General features: G+C 39.6%; 19 protein-coding genes, 1 pseudogene and 2 riboswitches. Of the genes and pseudogenes, 8 read left to right on the top strand and 12 right to left on the bottom strand.

The features are described from left to right. Positions 1-151: 151 nt before the first annotated feature. The 3 genes from MKZ26_RS18525 to MKZ26_RS18515 all read right to left on the bottom strand — a co-directional run bounded on the left by MKZ26_RS18525 (position 152) and on the right by MKZ26_RS18515 (position 5,046). Positions 152-331: a hypothetical protein gene (locus MKZ26_RS18525; protein WP_340767115.1), complete on the bottom strand. Its 180-nt coding sequence runs from the start codon at positions 329-331 to the stop codon at positions 152-154. Between the two features lie 42 nt (positions 332-373). Next, a riboswitch (cyclic di-GMP riboswitch) is annotated at positions 374-457 on the bottom strand. A gap of 580 nt (positions 458-1,037) precedes the next feature. Next, on the bottom strand, positions 1,038-3,575 hold the full coding sequence (locus MKZ26_RS18520; protein WP_340767114.1) for an EAL domain-containing protein: 2,538 nt from the start codon (positions 3,573-3,575) through the stop codon (positions 1,038-1,040). Between the two features lie 214 nt (positions 3,576-3,789). Beyond that, positions 3,790-5,046, bottom strand: a complete 1,257-nt coding sequence (locus MKZ26_RS18515) for an S-layer homology domain-containing protein (RefSeq protein ID WP_340767113.1) — start codon at positions 5,044-5,046, stop codon at positions 3,790-3,792. A 427-nt stretch (positions 5,047-5,473) separates the two neighbouring features. On the opposite strand from MKZ26_RS18515, the pseudogene MKZ26_RS22395 reads away from it, so the two are divergent. Next, a pseudogene (locus MKZ26_RS22395) lies at positions 5,474-5,680 on the top strand (IS4 family transposase); the annotation flags it as partial. Between the two features lie 538 nt (positions 5,681-6,218). After that, positions 6,219-7,277, top strand: a complete 1,059-nt coding sequence (locus MKZ26_RS18510) for an acyltransferase family protein (RefSeq protein ID WP_340767112.1) — start codon at positions 6,219-6,221, stop codon at positions 7,275-7,277. 116 nt (positions 7,278-7,393) lie between these two features. Here the strand turns inward: MKZ26_RS18510 and MKZ26_RS18505 are convergent, their stop codons facing one another. Continuing rightward, a complete protein-coding gene (locus MKZ26_RS18505) occupies positions 7,394-8,110 on the bottom strand; it encodes a GDSL-type esterase/lipase family protein (RefSeq protein WP_340767111.1) in 717 nt (238 codons plus the stop codon). A gap of 304 nt (positions 8,111-8,414) precedes the next feature. Here MKZ26_RS18505 and MKZ26_RS18500 point away from each other — a divergent pair, with 304 nt between their 5' ends. Next, positions 8,415-8,891, top strand: coding sequence for a VanZ family protein (locus MKZ26_RS18500; RefSeq protein ID WP_067212490.1), 477 nt, complete (start codon positions 8,415-8,417; stop codon positions 8,889-8,891). Between the two features lie 228 nt (positions 8,892-9,119). Here the strand turns inward: MKZ26_RS18500 and MKZ26_RS18495 are convergent, their stop codons facing one another. From MKZ26_RS18495 to MKZ26_RS18480, 4 genes are all read right to left on the bottom strand, one after another. Beyond that, positions 9,120-10,187, bottom strand: a complete 1,068-nt coding sequence (locus MKZ26_RS18495) for a DUF871 domain-containing protein (protein WP_340767110.1) — start codon at positions 10,185-10,187, stop codon at positions 9,120-9,122. 106 nt (positions 10,188-10,293) lie between these two features. Further along, a complete protein-coding gene (locus MKZ26_RS18490; RefSeq protein ID WP_340767109.1) occupies positions 10,294-11,673 on the bottom strand; it encodes a PTS transporter subunit EIIC in 1,380 nt (459 codons plus the stop codon). 22 nt (positions 11,674-11,695) lie between these two features. Then, positions 11,696-12,580 carry an N-acetylmuramic acid 6-phosphate etherase gene (murQ, locus tag MKZ26_RS18485; protein ID WP_187045813.1) on the bottom strand — a complete coding sequence of 295 codons (885 nt, stop codon included), beginning with the start codon at positions 12,578-12,580 and terminating at the stop codon, positions 11,696-11,698. A gap of 135 nt (positions 12,581-12,715) precedes the next feature. Then, on the bottom strand, positions 12,716-13,564 hold the full coding sequence (locus tag MKZ26_RS18480) for a MurR/RpiR family transcriptional regulator (RefSeq protein ID WP_340767108.1): 849 nt from the start codon (positions 13,562-13,564) through the stop codon (positions 12,716-12,718). Between the two features lie 329 nt (positions 13,565-13,893). On the opposite strand from MKZ26_RS18480, the gene MKZ26_RS18475 reads away from it, so the two are divergent. After that, positions 13,894-14,967: an S-layer homology domain-containing protein gene (locus MKZ26_RS18475; RefSeq protein WP_340767107.1), complete on the top strand. Its 1,074-nt coding sequence runs from the start codon at positions 13,894-13,896 to the stop codon at positions 14,965-14,967. 96 nt (positions 14,968-15,063) lie between these two features. Here the strand turns inward: MKZ26_RS18475 and MKZ26_RS18470 are convergent, their stop codons facing one another. Continuing rightward, on the bottom strand, positions 15,064-15,927 hold the full coding sequence (locus MKZ26_RS18470) for a YitT family protein (RefSeq protein WP_340767106.1): 864 nt from the start codon (positions 15,925-15,927) through the stop codon (positions 15,064-15,066). 1,053 nt (positions 15,928-16,980) lie between these two features. Here MKZ26_RS18470 and MKZ26_RS18465 point away from each other — a divergent pair. The 4 genes from MKZ26_RS18465 to MKZ26_RS18450 are packed head-to-tail and all read left to right on the top strand — an operon-like array spanning position 16,981 to position 19,668. After that, entirely contained in the window at positions 16,981-17,736 is a 756-nt protein-coding gene (locus MKZ26_RS18465) for a GTP cyclohydrolase II (RefSeq protein ID WP_340767105.1), read from the top strand. Then, positions 17,729-18,829, top strand: coding sequence for a bifunctional diaminohydroxyphosphoribosylaminopyrimidine deaminase/5-amino-6-(5-phosphoribosylamino)uracil reductase RibD (gene ribD, locus MKZ26_RS18460; RefSeq protein WP_340767104.1), 1,101 nt, complete (start codon positions 17,729-17,731; stop codon positions 18,827-18,829). The genes MKZ26_RS18465 and ribD overlap by 8 nt, the downstream gene beginning before the upstream one ends. 12 nt (positions 18,830-18,841) lie before the next feature. Then, positions 18,842-19,414, top strand: coding sequence for a 5' nucleotidase, NT5C type (locus tag MKZ26_RS18455; protein ID WP_340767103.1), 573 nt, complete (start codon positions 18,842-18,844; stop codon positions 19,412-19,414). Continuing rightward, positions 19,372-19,668: a hypothetical protein gene (locus tag MKZ26_RS18450; RefSeq protein WP_340767102.1), complete on the top strand. Its 297-nt coding sequence runs from the start codon at positions 19,372-19,374 to the stop codon at positions 19,666-19,668. Before MKZ26_RS18455 ends, MKZ26_RS18450 begins: the two co-directional genes overlap by 43 nt. A gap of 248 nt (positions 19,669-19,916) precedes the next feature. On the opposite strand, the gene MKZ26_RS18445 is transcribed toward MKZ26_RS18450, so the two are convergent. The 3 genes from MKZ26_RS18445 to MKZ26_RS18435 form a co-directional block, all read right to left on the bottom strand. Then, entirely contained in the window at positions 19,917-20,561 is a 645-nt protein-coding gene (locus MKZ26_RS18445) for a hypothetical protein (protein ID WP_340767101.1), read from the bottom strand. A 64-nt stretch (positions 20,562-20,625) separates the two neighbouring features. Beyond that, on the bottom strand, positions 20,626-21,399 hold the full coding sequence (locus MKZ26_RS18440) for a hypothetical protein (RefSeq protein WP_340767100.1): 774 nt from the start codon (positions 21,397-21,399) through the stop codon (positions 20,626-20,628). A gap of 39 nt (positions 21,400-21,438) precedes the next feature. Further along, positions 21,439-21,861, bottom strand: coding sequence for a hypothetical protein (locus MKZ26_RS18435; protein ID WP_340767099.1), 423 nt, complete (start codon positions 21,859-21,861; stop codon positions 21,439-21,441). A 399-nt stretch (positions 21,862-22,260) separates the two neighbouring features. Further along, positions 22,261-22,342, top strand: a riboswitch (cyclic di-GMP riboswitch). Positions 22,343-22,398: the final 56 nt, after the last annotated feature.

Genomic DNA, 22,398 nt, shown 5'->3' with positions numbered 1-22,398 from the left:
TTCGTTGCACACTCTACCGACTTCGTTGGACACCCAGATAATCTACTTAAACACTCCAATGATTTCCTCTCACAATCCAAAAACGTCAAACAAAAAAGATCTGCCTCCTGCTTAGATGGCTGATCTTCACATTATCTTTATAAGAATGCAGTCATTTCTCTAAATATGATCCTACACGGTTACTTGAAACGAGTTCTTTTATTTTTGCTGAGTGATAATCTCTTTTTACTTTAATTTTAGTTTTCATTTCGTGACATAAACAATCCTTCATAATTACATCATTATAATTATAGCTCAACGAATGCCAAAAAAGCGCTACTTTTTTACGCATGTTTACATTACCGCCCCTGTTTATATTCGTACGGAGGTCCGTTCTGGTAACTGGCTGGCATAGTCAAAAACATTAGCCCCTTTAGTTTTGCGTCACTACTTTTCACTAGTTTTGCCCTCATACGTTCTGCCTAATTAGTATAGCCTATATAACAGTCTTAATACACAGTCAATTAATTGGTTAATTCACTCCAGAACTACCGTTACATCTCAATCTGTTCCAACTATTGAATAGCATCCACTTCCCAATTGGGTATATTATTCACCCCTTCAATATAGTTCTTAGGTGCAAGATATATTAGGATTTTCCATGTTCTAAGGAGCCGTTTCTATATAAAAAACCACCACTAAATCATTGTTTTGAACAAGTAAATGTATCGGGTAAAGCATTTTGAATACATGTAAAGTTTTATGGCAGCCTTTAATTATGCAATTTTACGAACAATGGAATTAAGGTAAACTCAATATCCCATCACATTTCTTTTTTATGTTTTCGTTAATATATGCTAGATATCGTTAAGTTATTCCATTTATAATTTTACGGTTCAATAGGAGGAAACCTAACAAACAAGTCCCAGTTCTCGCTTCAATAAACATGCTCCAACATAAAGACCAGACATTTAGGTACATGTCTGGTCTTTGCTTTAATCAGTATGCAATTACAGTGTGTTTTCTAGCTGTTATAGTGTGCAGGTATCTAAAAGCTCTTATAACCCCTTGAAGTAAGTTGCCACATTTTCTGTTACAAATGAATGTCCGATTAAGAGAGGATCCTTTTTTAACTGCAATTGAAATTGGTTGAAATTCTTAATCAAGTAGTCTCTTTGCTTCTCATCGACTATGAATTTAACGCCGTATCGGTAGAGATCTCCTTGTTCCTCATCAAATACAATTGTCCCATAAAGCGTCATTTCCTCGTCAATTATTGTTGTTTGAAACTTCAATACAATGTCCGATCTTGTAGGAAGTTTAATGTTTGATACGAAACGTAATCCACCCGGTCCTATGTTTTCAACTACCACTTTTGTATTTCCTAATTGTACCTTCTTTCCATTTAATTCTGCCACCGTCATAAATGCTTCAAGCGGATATTGGAGGTCAATTCTAAAATATTTTCTTTTTTCTTTTATAGGCACAGATTCAATTTCAGAATTCGATTTTCCGGCTAATAACTTTAGAATGTTTTCTTCTGAAACAGGTCTGCTAAATAAATACCCCTGAATCCAATCGCATTGTAAATTAGATACAAACTCTCGCTGTTCTATCGTTTCGACACCTTCCGCTACGACTTCTATTGAGAGTCTATGTGCTAATTGAATAATTGAGGTTACTATTTCGCCGCTATCCTTATCAGATGGAATGTCCTTTATTAAGCTCCTATCTATTTTCAATATATCCGGTTTTATGTCTCTTAAACTTTTAAAGGATGCATAGCCTGTCCCAAAATCGTCAAGTGAGATTTGTATACCCAACCCACGCAACTTCTCTATTTTCCCTAATACTTTTTCTTCCTGCTCCATCATCGTACTTTCCGTGATTTCAATGTTAAGCCATTTTGGATCAAGTTCATTTTCTTGTAAAATGCTAGATATCATAGCGACTAAACCTGTTTGTAAAAACTGCACAAGTGACAAATTGACTGAAGCCTGAATAAAGTACCCAGCATTATGCCATAAACGCACATTTTTGCAAACTGTCCGCAATACCCATTCACCAATTGGAGTGATCAATCCCGACTCCTCAGCCAGCGGAATAAATTCATCCGGTGAAACAATTCCCCAAACTGGATGATTCCAACGTAGTAGCGCTTCTACACTAACAATTTGATTCGTCCCCGTATGAACAATCGGTTGGTAATAGACAAGAAATTGATTGTCATGCAACGCTTGCTTGAGCTCATTTCTTAAAGAAAAAACCTTATATGTAGCGACATTGGCCGTTGGTGAATAAATTTGATAATTATTATTTCCCGCTTTTTCTGCAAGGTACAATGCTAAGCCTGTATTTTTCATGAGTGAAGCAGTATCATCTCCCGATTCAGGATAAATACTAATACCAATACTCGTCGTAATGAAAAGATTATAACCTTTAATGTCAAATGATTGTTCAAAAACTTGCAATGCATCCTTCGCGATTTGTTCAATTGAATGAATGTCTTGAAGGTTTGTAGTTAAAATTGCGAATTCATCTCCACTTATTCTGGCCATCATTTTTATATTTTTATTAAGTGTATTTTTTAACTTCCTCGCAATTTCAATTAATAACAGATCACCGACCTCATGACCTAATGAATCATTTAAAAACTTAAATCCGTCTAGATTAAGGAACAAAACGGCGAACTTTCTCTTATCAATATTCGCTAGTCTTATTTCAAGATCCACTCCATTTTCAAATGCTCGTCGATTTGGTAACTCAGTTAAATAATCATGGTAAGCCATATATTGAATTTCGCGCTGTTGCTTTTTCAGTTCAGAAATGTCATGTAAGTTACAAATAACCCCATTCACACTTGGGGCATGGAGTAGATTCGTATAGATAACTTCAAAGTCACGCCATTCTCCATTTTTATGCTTTAATCGCAGCTCTACTGTGAACGGAGTATTAGGCCGCTTGAGAATCTCTTTGAATTTACTCTTCTTCAGTTGATGGTCATCTGGATGTATCAGGTCAAAAAAATTTGTCCCAGTAATCTCCTCCACTTTATACCCAAGAACAGCCTCAATTGCTGGGCTTTCAAAGACAATTGTTCCTTTTGAATCGAGGATGCCAATAATTTCATGAGAATAATGAATTAATGATTGAAGTTTTTCGCGCATTTCTTGAATATCCTGCTTCAATTCTTGTGCAACAGTAATATTACTTGTTAATCCGTAAAGACCCAATACTTCGTTATTCTCCATTTGAATAGGTGTCAGCGTTACATCAATATGACTGACTCCACCATGTTCATTAATGACTCGATATTTTACATATTGAGCTTCTCCGTTTAAAACTTTGGCGAAGTAGCCTTTTACCATTTCTAAATCTTCTTCATAAACAAAGTTACTATACTTTTCCCCTATGCATTCTTCTACTTTAGTTCCAGTTATCAGTTCACTCCCTCCACGTATACTGACGATGACCCCTTTTCGATCAACAACGAAGAGAAGTATATCAGGTGAATTTTCAAATATTTGCGGATAAGAGTTTTTTTCCTCGTTCAGATAAGCCATTAATCTTTTCCTTTTATTAATTCTTGTTAGCAATTATACTCCCCCTTTATAAAAAACGATTAGATAATACCGCGGTAATCGTTTCAGAGTCGAACTGGTGACTGTTCATTTCACCGATCAACTTATTGAATAAAAATACAAAAAAAAAGACCAGACATTCACCAAGTGTCTAATCTTCATTCTATTATTATACAAGCGTAGTGTATTTTCTGAAAATTGTCACGTAGAGGCACTTTTCATGCACTGTCTATTCTTGATCAAACAATCCGCTATGTGGATAGAAAAAGGTATTGAAACTCCCTTCTTCAGTTTCCACTAGCATTCGGTACACAAGGCGACGATAATCCTGGTCCGTATATGGATCATATACATCGGCATACTTGGTGGTAAGAAAAGTCACTCGTACCGGCGACGATGCATAGCTAGCATACTCATTTTTCACAATTTGAAGCGCTTCCTCTTTGGTAAGGTCAAAGCTTCCTGCCCCGACGTGATCCCAGTCGAATATTGACAGTTTCCACATGCCCGATTGTTTTTCAAACCCATACTCCAAATAAACAGCGTCTTCAAGCGGAGCATCAAAGGAAACCGTACGAATCCTAACTAAATTTGGCGTGTTTTCAAGAATTTCAAATCGGTAATCTGTTTCATTCGCTAGAGATGGAAAAAGACCCATATCACAATACGTACACATATTTGCATAGTAATTCTTCAAGTCTGAGTCCACTAACGGTTGCGTTGCAGTTTCCAATAGTTCCGTACGAACCGCGCTAAACGGGGACGACTGTAACTTAGAATTATTAATAGTAGTTTCAACTGTAACAGGCAATCTATAGACTAAATTTAGTATTTCCTCTTTCGTCGGCGGGAGGTTCGGATTAGGGATTGGAACCTTAGGCATTTTTAACGCACGGTGCAGAAATGCCGCATAATGGGCACGTGTCACGGGCTCATTCGGTTTAAAATAGCCCTTATTTCCAACTGTAATCCCATTTGAATTGAGGGCCTGTATGTGCAGAAACCCCCAATTATTTTTACCTACATCTCGAAAATGGCTGAAGGATTTAATATTTAATTCAAACGCCAGATCCAGTACTTTAGCCATCTGTACCCGTGTGATGGGTGCGTTAGGATTAAAGTTCCCATTAACGTCTCCACTGAAAATTCCTGCTTGTGAAACTTTTAAAATCGCATTTGAGTAAGGATGATTCGTAGGCACATCCTTGTAACGAATAACGGCGTCTGTCTTCGCTTCTAACGCTAATGCTTTATCCAATAAATGAGCAACATGCTGACGTGAAATTGTTTCGTCTGGTCTGAACGAGCCATCCGGATAGCCATTAATCAGCCCCCTTACTTTCATGTTCTGAATTATTTCTCGAAAAGGGTGGTTTTGCGAGACATCTTTAAACGATTGAGATAAAGCTTTTGTTTGCCCACTGAGAGACACAACTGCCACAACAACAATGCAGCTAAGCCATTGCCATATCCAACGGTTTTTCATCTAATACCATCTCCTTTTTGCTTCGTAATCCTTAAACATCTCATAAAGAACTAAAATAACAAAATAAATGAGTAGGTTCCATTTGTATCTCTTTGATAGACGCAATTTCACGAATAATTCACTTTAATAATGCTCGACTACTGATTCGCTAAAGAACCTCTTGCCTCTAGCAGTTTGTCTAAGTAATCCGATGCAGCTACAACCAAATTATCATCTGATAGTGGTTGCATTATTTGATTACGATTACTATATAATTCAACATTCAACTACCGTACCCAATAAAACGATAAAATCAATTGATCGCACTAACCTTTTAGTCGAACCAATAGGTCCATTGACAATTTTAAGTAACTAAAAAGACACCTCATTCTTTTGTGTAGTGGGATTAACTAGAAATCACTGCAAAATAGAAGAGGCGCCTACTAATATGATAGACCATATCCCCTCTGCTAATCAACTGCCAAAAGAACTTCTCTCTGTTTTTTCTGAACTAGAATTTTTTTAACACTTACGCAATATGGACATTATAAAAGCTGTCGGTTTCAGTTGTTCCTACTTATTTCAACTTGTTTTTTTGCTTAACTTTCCAACACAGAAACTGGTTCTCTCTTTAGAGTCAGTGAAAGCTGATCGTTAACCAATCAAGGATGCCGTATATCGGTTCATAAATCAATCTTCGTTCAATATCAGTATGGTAAAAATAACAAAACAGTGCTATTCGGTTGGTTGATTTAAAGTAACTTTATAGTTTGGCGCAGCCTGTTAAAGATAATAAGAGCATTCTTCGTTCCATACATTGTGTAATGTCAAACGAGGCACGAGTAAAAATTGATTTCATTCAAAATCGAATAGAAAAGTGAATGGTTAGCACAGAATGCGCGCTTCCAAACAAGAAATTGCCGGTGTGCCTAGTTATATCAAGGCTTAGTTGCCTATTTTTTTATGAATAACTGTCACGAAATTAAAAACGTAAGTTATTAGCGGCCTCTCACGAAGAGGCTGTTTTTTGTACCCATTACAAACACTCTGGTTAATACCAGAACTATGTTAGTGACTACCAAGAAATTAATTCCAGATTTCTTTCATTCTCGAGTCAATACTGTTACGTCGTTATAAAAACCTAATATAGGGGTATACAATAAAAAAGATTAGTTTCTGTGAGGAGTAGTTTTATGAATAAGAAGCGTTTATCCTGGGTGGATGTCACGAAAGGGTTTTTAATGGTCCTTGTAGTTATTGGACATTATCCCGGACAACTTGATTTTCCTCTTTCGAAATATATCTACTGGTTTCATATGCCGGCTTTTTTCATTTTGAGTGGTTTGTTTTTTAAGCCCGTTGTGGAAAAAGGCCTACTAAAAATTTCAATTCACAAACGTTTTATGCAACTGATTGTCCCCTATTTATTTTTCTTAATAAGTATTACGCTGATCCGCTACGGCATAGAAATCGGTTCAGGCAATATGGACTTATCTTGGTATATAAATGATTTGTGGACACTTGCCGTGGGAGGTCGTTTTGCACGTGGTGCTTATGGTGTCTTCTGGTTTGTGACAACATTATTCTTTACGTATCTATTTTTCTTATGGCTGACAAAATACTTTAACCGTACAAAACAAGTTGTTATTCTGTCGATCTTTTACATAATAGCCCACTTTGAAAGTATTATTGCAATGCATGTGATTGGCGGAAAACCTTCCGAAGCCTCGCAAGCGATTCCGATGATTTGGAACATCGATGTTGCACTCATGGCGGTCGTCTATTTTGCCTTCGGTTATTACATGAAGGATATTTGGCAAAATGTCACGAAACGCTGGATGATTGCTGGAATGGTTGTCAGTGTAACAATGGTCTTGCTTGATAACTGGAATGTAATTGACTATCGATTAAGCATGAAATTTTTGCGATACGATCATTTCATTCTAGATTTGGTCATCCCCCTGTCATTCACACTGGTAGTGGTGGGAGGATTTCAATTCATCACTTCCCGAATGTCATTGAATTGGCTGCAAAATATAGAGAAACACTCACTAACCATTATGTACTTGCATATTTTCACAGATATTTTGTTAAATGATTATTTCACATATGGTATTATTGGATTCACAGCATTTGGATTAGTCATTCCAATCATTGTTTCCATTATCATTCAAAAAATGTTGCCTAACGGGAAACTATTTCTTGGTGGATTCTCACCTAAAAAAAATGCTACTACTCCAGTTATTAATTAGAAAAAGCTGAACTCCGTGATGACACGGGGTTCAGCTTTTTTATTGAATTTCTTTAAATGGAACCAGCTATGTTCAACTTTCAGAATTGTACGCGGACTGAAATGGTGACCCCGCAATTATTTCCGTCTAAGAGCATCCATCCAAACCTTGTACCCTTCCCCATTTAAGTGGATACCGTCAATTGTGAATTTCTCATCTAACTGACCGTTTTGATCCACGAAACTAGAATGTAAATCAATGTATTCGATTCCGTTTTCTTCAGCAATCCTTTGTAATATTTCATTAAATTGTTTTACTTTTTTATTAGATACTTCATTACCAAACAGCTCGTTATTTACTGGAAGTATGGATTGTATAAAGAGTTTACTGTTTTCACCTTTGAAAGACTTCACAATTGCAGTTATGTGTTTTTCGAAATTCTTACTACCTTTGGAGTATCGAATATCGTTAACGCCAATCATAAGGTATGCCTCTTTAGGGTTCCGATTAACCACTTCCTGTATTCGATTCAATACACCTTTTGACACGTCGTTTCTGATTCCTCTATTTAGTACAACCTCATTAGGGAAGTATTCCTGAAACTCTCCGTAATCTGTAATGCTGTCCCCAATGAATATTTTATGGACATCTTTAACATCGGACTGATCGAGGATACTTTTTTTCGTGAAGTAATAATCTGAAGTTCCTTTTCCTGAAGGTGCCGGTTGCATTTGTTTTTTAATGAATTCAATGCCGCCTATTTTCTGCACTACAATACTTCCCATTCCAACCAACAGGAAATTTAAAAACAAAGATATAACTAACAAAGACTTAATATTTTTCAAAATTCGCACTCCTTATTCTTAAAACTATTTCTTTATGGATTGAGCTTATTACAATATATCTATACCCCAATTTTCAACAAGTAATGTTTTGTTTCATCTCATATTTTGAGTTCAATTTCCTCCGTAGTAAGGCACTTCTTCTAAGTTTTTTAGAATTGTAGTGGTAACAGTCATCACAAACAGCAGAAGTATTCACCAAATTTGTTCCCTTAGCTTAACTAGGCACTCCTCGAAATGAGCACGCATTCAATTCCAACTAGGAATTCCACTTTTTATCCAAGTATTCCAACACCTCTTATGGTACACTTTTCATATGAAAAAACTTCTCATTTTGATCATCCTACTTAGCATTCTATTCTTTTCTTCTGGACAAAGCCCTGAGCAGCAATCGCTCATACCTACGTTGGAAAAATGGTTGCCCGGAGAGCCATTCAAATCATCACTTTCTAAACTGCACGTGCCGTATTGGGGCATAATAGTTTCGATCGATGAACGAGGTTATTATCCTTTTGTTGAATTCCTTGTCAGAAAAAGTGCTCATTTCTTCACTTTTGGCTTTATTGCCTCCATCATCTATTTAATTTTACCTAAACACATGTTTCGCATATTGACCGCCACATGGATAACACTTTTACTGGCCGCTGGGGATGAATATCACCAATCGCTGACAAGCGGACGGACACCAACGCTTCAAGACGTCATTCTCGATATGGCAGGAGCCATTACATTTCTCATTATTTTACGGTTTATTTTATTACTGAAACGCCCCAAAAAAGCAAGAAAGCGCTAGGATTTACACAGCGATTTCTTGCTTTTTTCATCGATAACTCTAGATATGCTTCAAAACTACTTGTGCATTGATTTAAGTTTTGCGGTAGCATCATCTGAACAGAAAACACAAGCAGTTGTACTTTCTTGAACATATTAAGAAGTCACAATGTTTTTCGGTTCTTCTTACTCCTTAAGATGATCCCCTTACCGACATGTTACACAGGCATTTTTTTCAGTATCCGGTTCATTACATCCATTTCATTTGAAACTTAGATCCACCATACATATACTGTAGCAATAACCGATCATCTTCCTTTATTCGTCCAATCACATTAACTTTTTTATCGGCTGGAAGATCTCGTTTTGCAATTTGAATCTCTCCCTGATAGCGTTCATACTTTTCGTTATCTACGGTAATCGTACCAAGTGGTCTTGCTACCGTATTGAATGTTTTAACGGGACGGGTGCCAATTAGTCCGTATTCTCTTGATTCCATCGATCGGATGCAATCTCGAGCAGCATCTAAACGATTTGTCTGTACGGCTCCCACTATTTCAAGCAGAGATTTGTCGTGGATTGCCTGTTCAGCTCGCAATAAAAAAATCCCTTGTTTATAAGAAGCAAATTGCTCTAGCGATTGTTCAGTCAGTGTAAGATCACCGACCAAGACCTTGTCCACACAGCCATTTTCAATTAAGTCTAGAAAGGCGGAAAAAGGTGAGATACTTCGATGGTCTTCCAATGTCGGCAATCTTTCATAGAGCGGTCCGCGCAATGATCCATCTCCTGGAATGAAGGCCATCACTGTGACCCCTTCCTGTTTCAGCCACTCATTCACCTTGCGAAATTCATCACGATCGAGTCCTGTTTCGGGTCGCGGATAAAAGTTATGCCACGCCTCAATAGATTCCGTTTGTAACCCTGCCCGTTTCATATTTTCCAAGCTATCTTTAGTCAGCGTGCTTGCATTCAGTGCCACTTTCATTTTCTTGGATAACCTGACAATTGTGGCTTCTGAAATACCATAGTCCACCCGTAAACCCGTTAGCCCCCACTCGAGGAGACCTTCTGCATTTTCCCATGTGAAACCAAGATGTCCAAGTGACTTTGGCGAAATATCTGCCATTAACTCCATATTATATTGTTTTGCAGTTGCCCCTAGCTTTTGAAGGCGTTCTTTATAAAGCTGCGGATCCTCCTCGGGGATATGAAGCGATGTGAAAATAGAAGTAAAACCGATTTCTCTTACCTTTTTAAGATAAAATTCAAATTCCTCATTCAAATCATTTCCTAGATAAACGGAAATTCCAAGCATGCAATCAGCTCCTTTGTAAGTTTAAGAAAAGCGCAAGACGCCGCATTAGACGTGCCTCGAGCTAGATCATTCTTTTCATCAAAAAAAGGAGGCAAGCCCCCCTTTTTTAAATACCGTCCGCCATTTCTTCCTTGAATCCAAACAAGTACGTGAATAGGAAACCGAATATATAAGCAATTAATAGACCAAAGAAATAAAACAAGAATTTATTGTCTGCAATAAGTGGTATTAACGAAATACCAGATACGCCGATACCAGATGCAGCAACTTTCATGACTGCCTGGAAGGCGCCGCCGACTGCTGCACCCATACAAGCAGTAAGGAATGGGCGGCCTAGAGGAAGCGTGACCCCGTAAAGTAGTGGTTCTCCGATTCCTAGGAAGCCTACTGGTAGCGCCCCTTTAATTATATTACGCAATCTTTTGTTTTTAGTTTTCACAAATATCGCGATGGCTGCACCAACTTGACCCGCGCCTGCCATTGCCAATATTGGTAATAATGCAGTGTAGCCAACAGAATTGATCAATTCTAGATGAATGGGCGTCAAACCATGATGAAGTCCGACCATAACCAGCGGCAGGAAGAAACCTGCGAGAACCGCACCTGCAACAACACCACCGACATCCAAAATGACATTGATTCCAGAAGTAATACCATCAGATAGAACACCAGCAACTGGTACTACTGCATAGAGTGAAAAGAAACCTACTGCTAATACGGTAATTAAAGGTGTAACTATAATATCAATCGAATCATGCATAACAGATCGAACACGCTTTTCAACCCAAGTCATTAACCAAGCTGCAAAGATGACACCAAATAATCCGCCTCGACCTACTACTAATGCCTCACCGTAAATTGTAATATCTGCAAGCGCAGGGTTGAACAAAAATGCCCCAGCAATTGCACCAAGTACTGGTGTGCCCCCAAACTCCTTAGCTGTATTCCAACCCACCAAAATCGCAAGATACATGAAAATACCGCTTCCAAGTAGAAGAAGAATTTGCATCCATGTTACCGTCGGATCCACACCCGCGTTTTTCGCGAAGTTTGCCCCTCCGTTAATTAGACCTGATGCAACAAGACCTGGGATTAGTGGAATGAAGATACTACCAATTCGGCGAAGTAGCATTTTTATAGGTGTTTTATTCTTCTCCTTCAGATTGGCTTGATTTCTTGCTGCTTTTTCGCTAAAAGTTAAATCATTTTCATCCAAGGCTGCCTCTTCCCCAATTGACAGCCCTGTGACTTTGCTCATTTCTGCAGCGACTTTATTGACCGTCCCCGGCCCCACTACGATTTGCAAAGTATCATCTTCAATGACACCCATTACGCCATCGACTTTTTTCAACGTGTCAATATTCGCCTTACTATCATCTTTTAATACCAAGCGCAAACGAGTCATACAGTGGGATAACCGCTGAATATTTTCCTTACCGCCGATATTCGCAAAAATATCTTTGGCCATACGCTCTTCCTTTTTCATTCCAATCCCCCCATTTCACTATTTATATAGACTTTCGGACAAAGCCGCCTGTTTGTTCCAATTTTTCGACCGCTTCTTCATAAGTACTTTGCAGTAAAATCATGACTATAGCGGTTTTCACCTGCTGTTGGGCTTTTTCGTAATAGTTCTCGGCTGTCTCATAGTCAACTTGAGTGGCTTCCATAATGATTCTTTTGGAGCGCTCTGTTAACTTTTCATTAGTAGATTGGACATCGACCATAAGATTTTCATATACTTTCCCAATTCCAATCATGGATGCCGTAGAAATCATATTTAGCACTAACTTTTGGGCTGTTCCCGCTTTTAATCTCGTTGACCCTGTTAAAATTTCAGGACCAGTCTCAACTTCAATTACCATTTCGGCATGCTTGCTTATTTCAGCGCCTTTATTACATGAAATTGCTACCGTTTTGGCCCCTTTTTCTCGTGCATAATCTAAAGCACCTATGACATATGGAGTTCTACCGCTCGCGGCTATTCCAATGACAGTATCCTTATCGCAAACTGAAGCAGATTCCATATCTAGTGCCCCCATATTTACACTGTCTTCGGCACCCTCAACCGCAGTTGTAAACGCTTCCATTCCTCCGGCAATGAAACCTCGAACCATTTCAGGAGAAACCCCAAACGTTGGGACACATTCAACAGCGTCAAGAATCCCCAATCTTCCGCTCGTTCCCGCACCAGCATAAATGAGTCGGCCTCCTGTTTGGAACGATTGGACAACAGATTCAACAACTTTTTCAATATGATCTAGCTCGTTTTTGATGGTAGTAGGAACTGAACTATCCTCTCGATTCATCGCTTCTAGAATTCCCCTGACAGACATTTCATCGAGTTGCATCGTCTTGCTATTTCTCTTTTCTGTAGCTAATTTTTCAAGCATTCTATCGCCCCTCTTAAACTAATACTTTATAATCCAATTGTACTCACAAGAAACTATATGTCAAGATTATTCGAATTATTACTGAATCTTAATTTCATAAGAGAATAAAAAAAAGGAAACCCTTATTCGGTTTCCTCATCTCCGTAATTTCTCCATCTCACTTCTTGCTTCCTGATATTGTTTGATTACCTTTTCTCCGACATGATGAAAAATGCTCATATATAAGGTATCAATGACCGTCAGCTGCGTCATTCTGGAAGGTATGCTTCCAATTCTAAAATCCTGTTCCACATTCGGGGTGCAAAGTCTGATATCCGCTGTTCTGTATAAGGGTGACTTATCCAGATTCGTAATTGCGATTACAATTGCCCCTTTCTTTTGAGCAAACTGGGCAAGTTCCAATACATCCCTCGTTTTTCCCGATGTACTGATTGCAACAAAAATATCATTTTTAGTTAAATAAGGAATAACCGTAAGCATGTAATGAAAATCCAAAGAGGTAATAGAATGATACCCCAGCCTTGTAAATTTATAGTGTGCATCAAGTGCTGCAGTCGATGATCCGCCAACACCAAAGAAAACAATTTTTTTTGCGTCTTTTATGGCATCTACTGCTTTCAATAACTCCTTCTTATCCATTGAGTCCGTACAAGATTCAATTGCGAATTTATTTACCTGTATGACCTTTTGAAATGAGTCATAGGGGGTATCCTTTTGCTGCAAAATTGAAAAATCCGTTAAGTTCATTTCTGTTAACGTTAAATCCTTAACAAGCGCAAGTTTAAATGACTTGAAGCTACCCATTCCAATCGATTTGCAAAAGCGAATTACACTCGCTTCACTTACACCTATCTTTTTTGACAACTCTTTTGTCGTCATATTGGGAATTAACTCCGAATGCAAAATTATGTATTCACCTACTTTTCTTTCAGCAGCAGATAAAATAGCCAAGCCTTGTTTAATTTTATCGATTAATGATTTCATTTCCACACCTCCAACACCTTTAGTATATACGACACCAGGATTGTTGAACACTTCGCGGGATTTGTTGGAGGCTTTGCCGATTTTGGGGGAGATTCCACCGCGTTTGTTGGGCACTTCGATAGTTTGGTTGGACACCTCAGCAATCACATCCAATTCCCCAACTAACCAACTAGTACCATTTCCGTTAAGTACTAGAAGTCCAGCTTAACTCTATAATTAGTTCATATATTGAGTTATCATTCTAAATAGGATTATGCTATAGTTTCTTTGTGTCTTAAAATCCATATTATTGCCATATAAGTTTAACTATTGGAGGGAATTACATCAAAATGAGCAATTTACGAAGAAAGATATATGCGGCTACTGTTTCTGTGGCAGTTGTCTTGGGAGTGATTGTTACTGCAGTACCTGTCACTACCGATGCGGCTGGTACTTCATTTACAGATGTAAAGTCGACTCTTGACCATTATGATCCGATTATGAATCTTGCGGGGCGTGGAATTGTCAAAGGCTATTCAGATGGTACATATCGTCCGGACAATGAGCTTACGCGTGGTCAAGCTTCGAAAATACTTGCGCTCGCATTGAAGTTGGATACGAGAAACGTCAGAAATCCGGGCTTTAAAGACGTCGACAACACGAATGGCTTCTATAAGTATGTAGCAGCACTTGAAAATGCAGGGCTCATTTCAGGATTCGAAGACAACACGTTCAAACCGAATGCATCCATGACGCGTGCCCATATGGCGAAAGCAATCGATCTCGGATTCAAACTCGAAGGTAAATCTACCGTAAATCCATTCAGAGATGTAAGTAATTCTGCGTGGTACGTGGATCATGTCAAGGCACTCGTCTCTAACAAGGTGACGAAAGGAAAGACGCCAACAACTTTCGATCCGAATTCTAGCATCACACGTGCCCAAATGGCATCATTTGTTGTACGTACCGAGAATATCAAAGTCGCATCTAATCCAATCGAAAAGGCGCGTGCTGAAATCAGAAAAGTCGTTACGCAAAATGGTGTCATTGAAGTAGGCGTTAAAAAAGTTGCCGAATCAAGATTTAATAGCAGGACAAATACAGTAACGATGACTGCCTATGATATTGACGAAGGGATTAAAGGGTTGACCGGAATTGGTGTTTTCTCTAGTAAATTGCGAGCGCTCGGCGTTAAAAAAATTAGCATAGGTAATGCTAAAGCTGTCGACCTCTCGCGACCCACTGCAAAAGATACGCTGAAAGAAGACTTCTTGGCCCTCTTGAAACCAAGTACTAAACCTTCAACGGACAGCGATGTATCTGCAGAGGACGTCCAAGTTACACTTTACGCTGACAAAAACGACATTCAATTCCGAGAAACTTTTAATGTTAACTTCCACGTGTTTGTTCCAAGCACTAATTGACAGTCCCCCTATCCAAATCCGGATGGGGGGATTTTTCTTTATTAATGAAAAGAAGTGCAGACCAATTAAGGTCTACACTTCTTTTTGTTGTTCATCTCAATGAATCGGCGCTTTAAACTGTCCGCCGTGTGCTTCTTGCGTGTTCATGATTGTTAAAAATGCATTTGCATCGACTTCATGGACAATTTGTTTTAATTTACTTATTTCTAGACGTGTGACAACTACGTAAATGACATCTTTGTCACTATTATTATAGCCGCCGCTTCCCTTAAGGTTCGTAATGCTTCTACCGAGGCGTTCATTAATGGCAATTCCGAGTTCCTCGTATTCATCCGACACGATAATCACCGCTTTTGTTTCATCCAAACCTTGGATAACAGCATCGATTGTTTTCGAAGCGATATAATACGTCAGAATCGAATACATGGCTTGCTCCCAGCCGAGTACAAAGCCTGCCCAGCCGAAAATGAAGATATTGAAAAACATCACAAATTCGCCTACAGAGAATGGAATCTTTTTAGTCAATAAAATACCAAGTATCTCAGTCCCATCTAAAGCACCGCCATTACGAATGACAAGCCCGACGCCCGCTCCGAGCAAGAGCCCTCCGAAGACAGTCGCAAGAAGCGGATCCGTCACAAAAGGGTCAACCGCCTTAAGTGGAATTTCCACAAGCGCAAGTACAACGATTGCAAAAGAGGAAGATATGAAAAAGTTCTTCCCGATATACTTATAGCCAAAGAAAAGGAATGGCAAGTTGATCAGCAGTATGAGTAAACCGAATGGGATACCCGTTAAAAAAGTTAGAATTAGTGAAATCCCGATGATTCCACCATCTATAATAGAGTTTGGAACAAGAAATAGTTCAATCGCTACCGCCGCCATAGTCGCCCCTATCATAATGAATAGATAACGGAATATAAAATGTGTACGTGTTTCTCTTTTGTGCTGTTTTTTCATAAGTGAAATACAGTCCTTCGACATTAAATTATTTTGTAATACTATTATCCCTCTTTCTGCATTCCATGTAAATAATAAAAGATCAGCTCGGAGCAAAATAATAATTTGCACGATTTCTTTGCTTTTGTCACCGCTTATTCGGCAGTTTTCAATTTGACTGGGTGACTGTCACCGACAATCAGATATAAGCGCATACGTATAGAAGAGGATGTAGTTTTAGTGAAAGGTCTGCCTATATATGTTGAATTAAAGACTCCCATTGAATCTGCTGTGGTTCTCGATAATGAGAGTGCTGTAATTTGGGGTGTGGATTGTAGAACACTTGGCGCTTTGGGGATGCTTCTCACCGTAAGCCTGGATTAGCGCTTCGCATCCAGGCTTACAGCTTCGGCGACCCCTTTGCCGCACCTGCGCTAGGGTGTTCATAATCGAGAGAAATGTCATTTTGAGATGTATATGGCGAGATTGTAAGGTGATTACTAGTTGATACTATATAAATTGGAATAAAGAATTCCACTGAACCGCTACGGCGCTCGGGGATGCCTCCCGCCCTAAGCCAAGCAGCTTCGCCGCCAGTCTTATGGCTTCGGCTACCCCTGTTAAGGCGCCTTCGCTCAGTATATATACCGGATTCAACATATATAATTATCTGGGATGAAATGCGCTATCTCAAATAGATCATCCAGCGAAGGCGCGACTTCGTGGTAGCCGGAGCGATAAGACTGAAAGCGGTCTCCTTTCTGGCTTATCGCGGGAGGCATCCACAAAGCGTCGTAGCGGTATTGGCAGGAGTTCTATTTCATTCAAAGTACTAAGTCTTTTTCAGCGGCCTCCCAAAAGCCCTTGTAAAGCGTATACGCCGTATTCATTTGTTCAACATATCTAGCAAACTCCCCCAAACAACTTTAAAGTAAATCTCGAAACAATAAGGTATGCTAAAGGAATAATTTCCTGATTTATTGCACATTTAAAAATCCACATGAAGTTGCTCTAGTACTACAGTTACTAGAAATTTTGCATGATAACCCAAATTTAAATAGAAGGAATGATTGTATGTTGAATTTGAAACTGGAACCAAAAATCCTTGACGTATTGAAAGATAAAATACAAATGATCCCCACAGATGAAGGCGCCATCTACTTGGTCGGACCAATCCAACTCCCTGTCAATCTGCATGGAGAAACAGTTGTTTTTCAATGGTATTGCTGGCTTAACCGATGCCAAGTAACGGACAATTACTTAGAAATTATCGAACAGTTGTCATCTGCGAATTTGGCGGAATACCAACAGTCAAGCGTGCTCGTCTACGGAGATTTCGAACATGCGGATGATGCGTTAATTCGCATGCATTCAATTTGCCATACTGGCGATATATTTGGTAGTAAAAGATGCGATTGCGGCTATCAGCTCAAGCAATCGATGCAGAATATTGCGGATCACGGGACGGGTGCGCTGTTTTATTTAGCGAATCATGAAGGGCGTGGTATTGGTTTATTCAGCAAAGCAATGGCCTATGTGTTGCAGGAAAATGGCTACGATACAGTGGAAGCCAACGAAAGCCTTGGTTTTGTCGACGATTCCAGAAATTATGATGATGCAATTCAGGTACTCAAGACGCTACGTACAAAACCTGTTAAGCTCATGACAAATAATCCAAAGAAACTGGATGCGCTGAAAAATGCTGGGCTTCCTGTATCCGGAAGAGAACCTTTATGGGGCGATAAATCAGAGTTCAATGAAGGTTATTTGCAGACAAAGATTGATCGTTCAGGCCATTTAGATGAAAAAGGAATTCATCCAAATGACTAATCATGAATTTTACATGAATTTAGCCCTAAGCAATGCGCGCGCAATGAAAGGACAGACGGATCCAAACCCACTCGTCGGTTCGGTTATCGTCAATGACAATCGAGTGGTTGGCATCGGAACACATTTAAAAGCTGGAGAACCGCATGCGGAAATACACGCCATTCGGATGGCTGGTGATATGGCAAAAGGCGGCACGATTTATGTGACCCTTGAGCCATGCTCACATTACGGGCGAACGGGTCCTTGTGCACTTGCCATTGTTGAAGCTGGGATTAACAAAGTTGTTATCGCTACGCTTGATCCAAATCCTGTCGTTGCCGGTAACGGTGTCAAGATTTTGGAAGATGCCGGAATTGAGGTCATCGTCGGCATAATGGAAGAGGAATCTCGCCAGATGAATGAAGTATTTAACAAGTTCATCGTCGAACAAAAGCCTTTCATGACGATGAAAGCAGGAAGCACATTGGACGGAAAAATCGCAACACATACTGCCGACAGTAAGTGGATTACATCCAACGAAGCTAGGCATGACGGGCATGTACTGCGCAATGAAAATATGGCTATTTTAGTTGGCGTCAATACAGTAATTGAGGATGATCCCGAATTAACTACACGGATCCCTAATGGAAGGAATCCGATTCGCGTCATTTTAGATTCCACACTGCGAATTCCACTGGATTCAAAGGTCGTTACCGACGGACAGGCACCCACTTGGATTTTTACTGCACAAGAGGTTGACCAGGTAGCTAAACAGAAGCTAGAAGAACAAGGCATTTTAATCTTCCCAACTTCCGGAGTGAAACAGGTGAACCCAAATGACGTCGTCCGCATTCTTGGTGAAAAGCTTATTTCCTCCGTCTTGATTGAAGGAGGCGGTTCCATTCATGCTGCTTTCCTTGAAAATCAGCTGGTCGACAAAGTTGAAATTTATATCGCACCTAAATTAGTCGGTGGCACCCATGCACCCACATTTCTTGAAGGTACAGGCGTAGAATTAATGCGGGATGCTATAGACTTGGCGGATCTTCGGATTACCCCCGTCGGCAAAGATTTCAAGTTCACGGGCTATCCACGGTATACCGCAAATGAATAGAGGTTATGGAAAATGAAATTCGGTTTTGACATAGATGATACATTGATTAATTTAAGGGAACATGCTTTTCAACTTTACAACACGAAGTTGAATCGGACAGTGGCGGTGGATCTCTTCCACGCGTTGGATAAGGTTGAAATTCATGAGCTTTTTGACATGACTGCTGAACAAGGTAGTCAAATGTGGAATCGTTCATTGGAAGAAATCTATTTCACATCGTGCCCTCCCTATCCAGATGCAGTGGAAACCCTGCAAAGGTTGGATAGAGAAGGTCATGAAATTTATTATATTACGGCGAGACCCGACATGCATGGCAAGCGTACAATCGAGTGGATGATTGAAAATGGGTTTCCTGTTGACAAAGATAAGTTTTATTACGGCATGAAAGACGAAGACAAAGTCAACATCATCAAGGATCTGAACCTAGACTATTATTTCGATGACAAGCCTGCGGTTCTTGAGACGTTGAGGAATCAACCTATTAAATTGTTTGCCAAAAGCCAGTCGTATAATCGACACCTGGATTTCCCACGGATTACTGATTGGTCGGAGTTGTTTGGTTTGCTGATTGGCGAGAAGAATTAGGGATTGTTTTAGGTGTTAGACATAGAGAAATCCAGCCATTTGTGAATTTGGCTGGATTTTTTTGTTGTTCAATTGGTGCCGCTGTTTCCGGTTCAGTTGTTAGCTCAGGTTTCGTTTCTATATTCGATTCAGATGGCAACACTGGTTGTGTCCCCCAATTCCCCACTCGAGAAGAGTCGGATGAGGTATATGATTGGTTGACGGGATATATGATCGGTTGCGCGGCGGTTATGATCGCTTGGCAGGATATATGATCGACAGACGGGTGGTTATGATCGGTTAGTGGGATATATGATCGGCAGCCCGCCGGTTATGATCGGTTGGCAGGATATATGATCGGTAGCAGGGTGGTTATGATTGGTGAGAAGAAATAGGGATTGTTTTAGGTGATAAACATACAGAAATCCAGCCATTAACGTACTTGGCTGGATTTTTGTCGTTCAATAGAGCTTGATTGCATCTGATTTGCAGGGATTCATTGTCACTAACCCACGCCTGCAAGTTATTCTGAAGTCGGCTCCGTTATTGGCGCTGTTTCCGGTTCAGATGCTGGCTCGGGTTTCGGTTCTGTATCCGATTCAGATGGCAACACTGGTTGTGTCTCCAATTCAGGTTCTGGCGTTGGCTCCGGTTTCACTTCTGCCCCCGGCTCTGGAGCTGGTTCCGGTTTTACTCCTGGTTTTGGTGTTGGATTGATTGGAGCCGCTGGGTTTTCCAAGTCTTCGATGGCTTGCTTATGTTCTGCATCCAACTCGGCAATAATCGCCTCTTTTTCTTTAGTGAGGTCGATTTCTATATTCGCTTTTAAATTAGCGGCGAATTTCTGCAATTCACTTGTACGGATTTGTTTTTGTTCTTCAGTGAATTTCGCCAATTCGTCTTCGGCACTTTGCTTAGCTTCTTGCAAAGCTATTTTCAACTCGCCCATAAGTTTGTCTTTTTCTACAGTAATTGCCCCGGATATTTCTTGTTCAGATACTGTCCTCTTGGCTCCAAACCAATTTATTAATGAACTTCCGGCATCCTCGCCAGCAAATGCATTATTCATGCCGCTTCCTAGACCTATCGTTAACAGGAGAGCCCCGAGTAAGAGGCCTATCTTTTTAAAACTGAAGTTACTTTTATACCTTTTGAATTTATTCGACATAGTTGCACCTCCATTTAAAACAATAAGGACCTCACTGGATGAGGTCCTTATTGAGCATTAGTACTTATTTATTAATGCCATCTACCAAATCTTGCATTGCCTTTTCAGCTTCAAGTTGAAGTCCTTTTACTGTGAAAGTAATAAGTTTTTCCTGTTCTTTAACTAAATCATTTTTCATTTTAGTGATTTTAGTGCGGAGGTCAGTAATTTTCGCGTCGATTAAACCTTTAATTTCAGTAACGGTTAAACCCGTTTCCTTATCTAATTTAGTTTGAAGATCTGCTTTCGCCGCATTAATTGCATCTTCCAAGTCTTTAACAGCTTGATTAGTTACGGCTTTTACGTCCGTTTTAACTTTTTCATTCGCGGCATTTCCCGCAGCTCCTGTGTATTCCCCTAAATCATTTTTCGCATATTGAAGGGCGTCATCACCAGCTTGATTAATTAAACCGTTAGCAAAATTGGATAAGCTATCAAATTGACCAGACAAATAAGTGTTGATATGTGCTTGTTCTTCTTTTATTGCATCAATATGTTCTCGGCTTAGTGTCTCAGTATTTTTGTTTGCTACACCTGCTTGGGCTACGCCCTTTGCATTAATACTGTTTGTAGCATCTGTTTTCAGGCCATTATATTCAACCGCCAATCCGTCAACTTTACCGCCAGCGTATGCTGCAACTTGTTCTGCTACATTTGTGGATGCCTTCCCAAATTGCCCGTCATACCAATTTTTGAGGTTTGTGCCTGCATCTGTTGCACCGAACGCTACTCCTGCACCTGTTACGAGTCCAAATACCATTGTTCCTGCGATTACTTTACCTTTTACTGTTTTGAACATTTAATTATCCCCTTTTATCATATTGGTTTGTATGAGTGCTTATTCGCTAAATACGTCCTCTACCATCTGATCGAATTCCTGATCAATTTGTGCTTCAATGTTCTGCTTGTCCACGTAATCATCGAAGTTTACGTTTTCAAGTTGGACAACCGTAGCGTTCAGACTATTTATCGTGTCAGCCTGATACTTTTCGATGCCAGACTCCGCTTCTTTCACCTTATCGTCGCGGAAACTTCCCAATGCATCATCAATGCTTTTTTTTGATTCTTTCACAAAAATATTGACCTCTTTCAAGACCAATATCATACCGGTTGCAGTAGCTGCACCCAACTTTTCGCTTTCTTTATGGAATGCATTCTTATACCATTCGGAAAGGTTCTGTCCTGGATTGCCACTTGCATAAATTGTTCCTGCGCCTACTAAGAGAGTAAACACCAGAAAAATCCCAAGAATTTTTTTCAACGTGAACACCTCTTTAGTATGTTTCATACTTCTTCATTCAAAAATCTCCTCCAATAACTTTTTCGGCTTGTTGCCGTTTTTGTAACTACTTTTAGTATAGGAGTATTCCTGTCTGGCATCCTCACTCTAAAGAGTAATTTTCTAATATCGATTGTCTACTTCGGTTTTCTACTTTAGTGGAGAGCCGGTGCACTTTTGTACCAGTTCACATCTACTTCGATGAACAGCTCTATCTTATAGAAGTAACCTTGTATATTGATTTACTGATGGGCAGTAAGTAACTGAAAAGTCTTAATTCGCTAAAATACAAGTTAATAACAAAAAAAAAGAACCTCTTCAACCGCAGGAGATGACGTCATATTCAATGTAATTTGGTTATACTGAACTATATAAAAGAATATAATTTACGGAAACTGTGAAATACATCCTCTATATGGGCACCTGGGATGTATGGAGTTATTGGTGCAACCGACCTAATTATACTTGGACATTATGTTCAAGTTGATTGGGTTTTTATTATGAAATGAGAGGGAGTGA

The sequence above is a fragment of the Sporosarcina sp. FSL K6-6792 genome (genome assembly GCF_038004885.1).
Taxonomy (GTDB): Bacteria; Bacillota; Bacilli; order Bacillales_A; family Planococcaceae; genus Sporosarcina; species Sporosarcina psychrophila.
Note: the sequence above shows the minus strand (reverse complement) of the source record. Positions and strands in the feature narration are given on the sequence as shown.

What these genes read in the sequence shown, in the direction of transcription:
- MKZ26_RS18525 (WP_340767115.1), bottom strand. Translation starts at nt 331, where the DNA reads ATGCGTAAAAAAGTAGCGCTTTTTTGGCATTCGTTGAGCTATAATTAT.
- MKZ26_RS18515 (WP_340767113.1), bottom strand. Translation starts at nt 5,046, where the DNA reads ATGAAAAACCGTTGGATATGGCAATGGCTTAGCTGCATTGTTGTTGTG.
- MKZ26_RS18510 (WP_340767112.1), top strand. Translation starts at nt 6,219, where the DNA reads ATGAATAAGAAGCGTTTATCCTGGGTGGATGTCACGAAAGGGTTTTTA.
- MKZ26_RS18500 (WP_067212490.1), top strand. Translation starts at nt 8,415, where the DNA reads ATGAAAAAACTTCTCATTTTGATCATCCTACTTAGCATTCTATTCTTT.
- MKZ26_RS18495 (WP_340767110.1), bottom strand. Translation starts at nt 10,187, where the DNA reads ATGCTTGGAATTTCCGTTTATCTAGGAAATGATTTGAATGAGGAATTT.
- MKZ26_RS18490 (WP_340767109.1), bottom strand. Translation starts at nt 11,673, where the DNA reads ATGAAAAAGGAAGAGCGTATGGCCAAAGATATTTTTGCGAATATCGGC.
- murQ (WP_187045813.1), bottom strand. Translation starts at nt 12,580, where the DNA reads ATGCTTGAAAAATTAGCTACAGAAAAGAGAAATAGCAAGACGATGCAA.
- MKZ26_RS18480 (WP_340767108.1), bottom strand. Translation starts at nt 13,564, where the DNA reads ATGAAATCATTAATCGATAAAATTAAACAAGGCTTGGCTATTTTATCT.
- MKZ26_RS18475 (WP_340767107.1), top strand. Translation starts at nt 13,894, where the DNA reads ATGAGCAATTTACGAAGAAAGATATATGCGGCTACTGTTTCTGTGGCA.
- MKZ26_RS18470 (WP_340767106.1), bottom strand. Translation starts at nt 15,927, where the DNA reads ATGAAAAAACAGCACAAAAGAGAAACACGTACACATTTTATATTCCGT.
- MKZ26_RS18465 (WP_340767105.1), top strand. Translation starts at nt 16,981, where the DNA reads ATGTTGAATTTGAAACTGGAACCAAAAATCCTTGACGTATTGAAAGAT.
- ribD (WP_340767104.1), top strand. Translation starts at nt 17,729, where the DNA reads ATGACTAATCATGAATTTTACATGAATTTAGCCCTAAGCAATGCGCGC.
- MKZ26_RS18455 (WP_340767103.1), top strand. Translation starts at nt 18,842, where the DNA reads ATGAAATTCGGTTTTGACATAGATGATACATTGATTAATTTAAGGGAA.
- MKZ26_RS18445 (WP_340767101.1), bottom strand. Translation starts at nt 20,561, where the DNA reads ATGTCGAATAAATTCAAAAGGTATAAAAGTAACTTCAGTTTTAAAAAG.
- MKZ26_RS18440 (WP_340767100.1), bottom strand. Translation starts at nt 21,399, where the DNA reads ATGTTCAAAACAGTAAAAGGTAAAGTAATCGCAGGAACAATGGTATTT.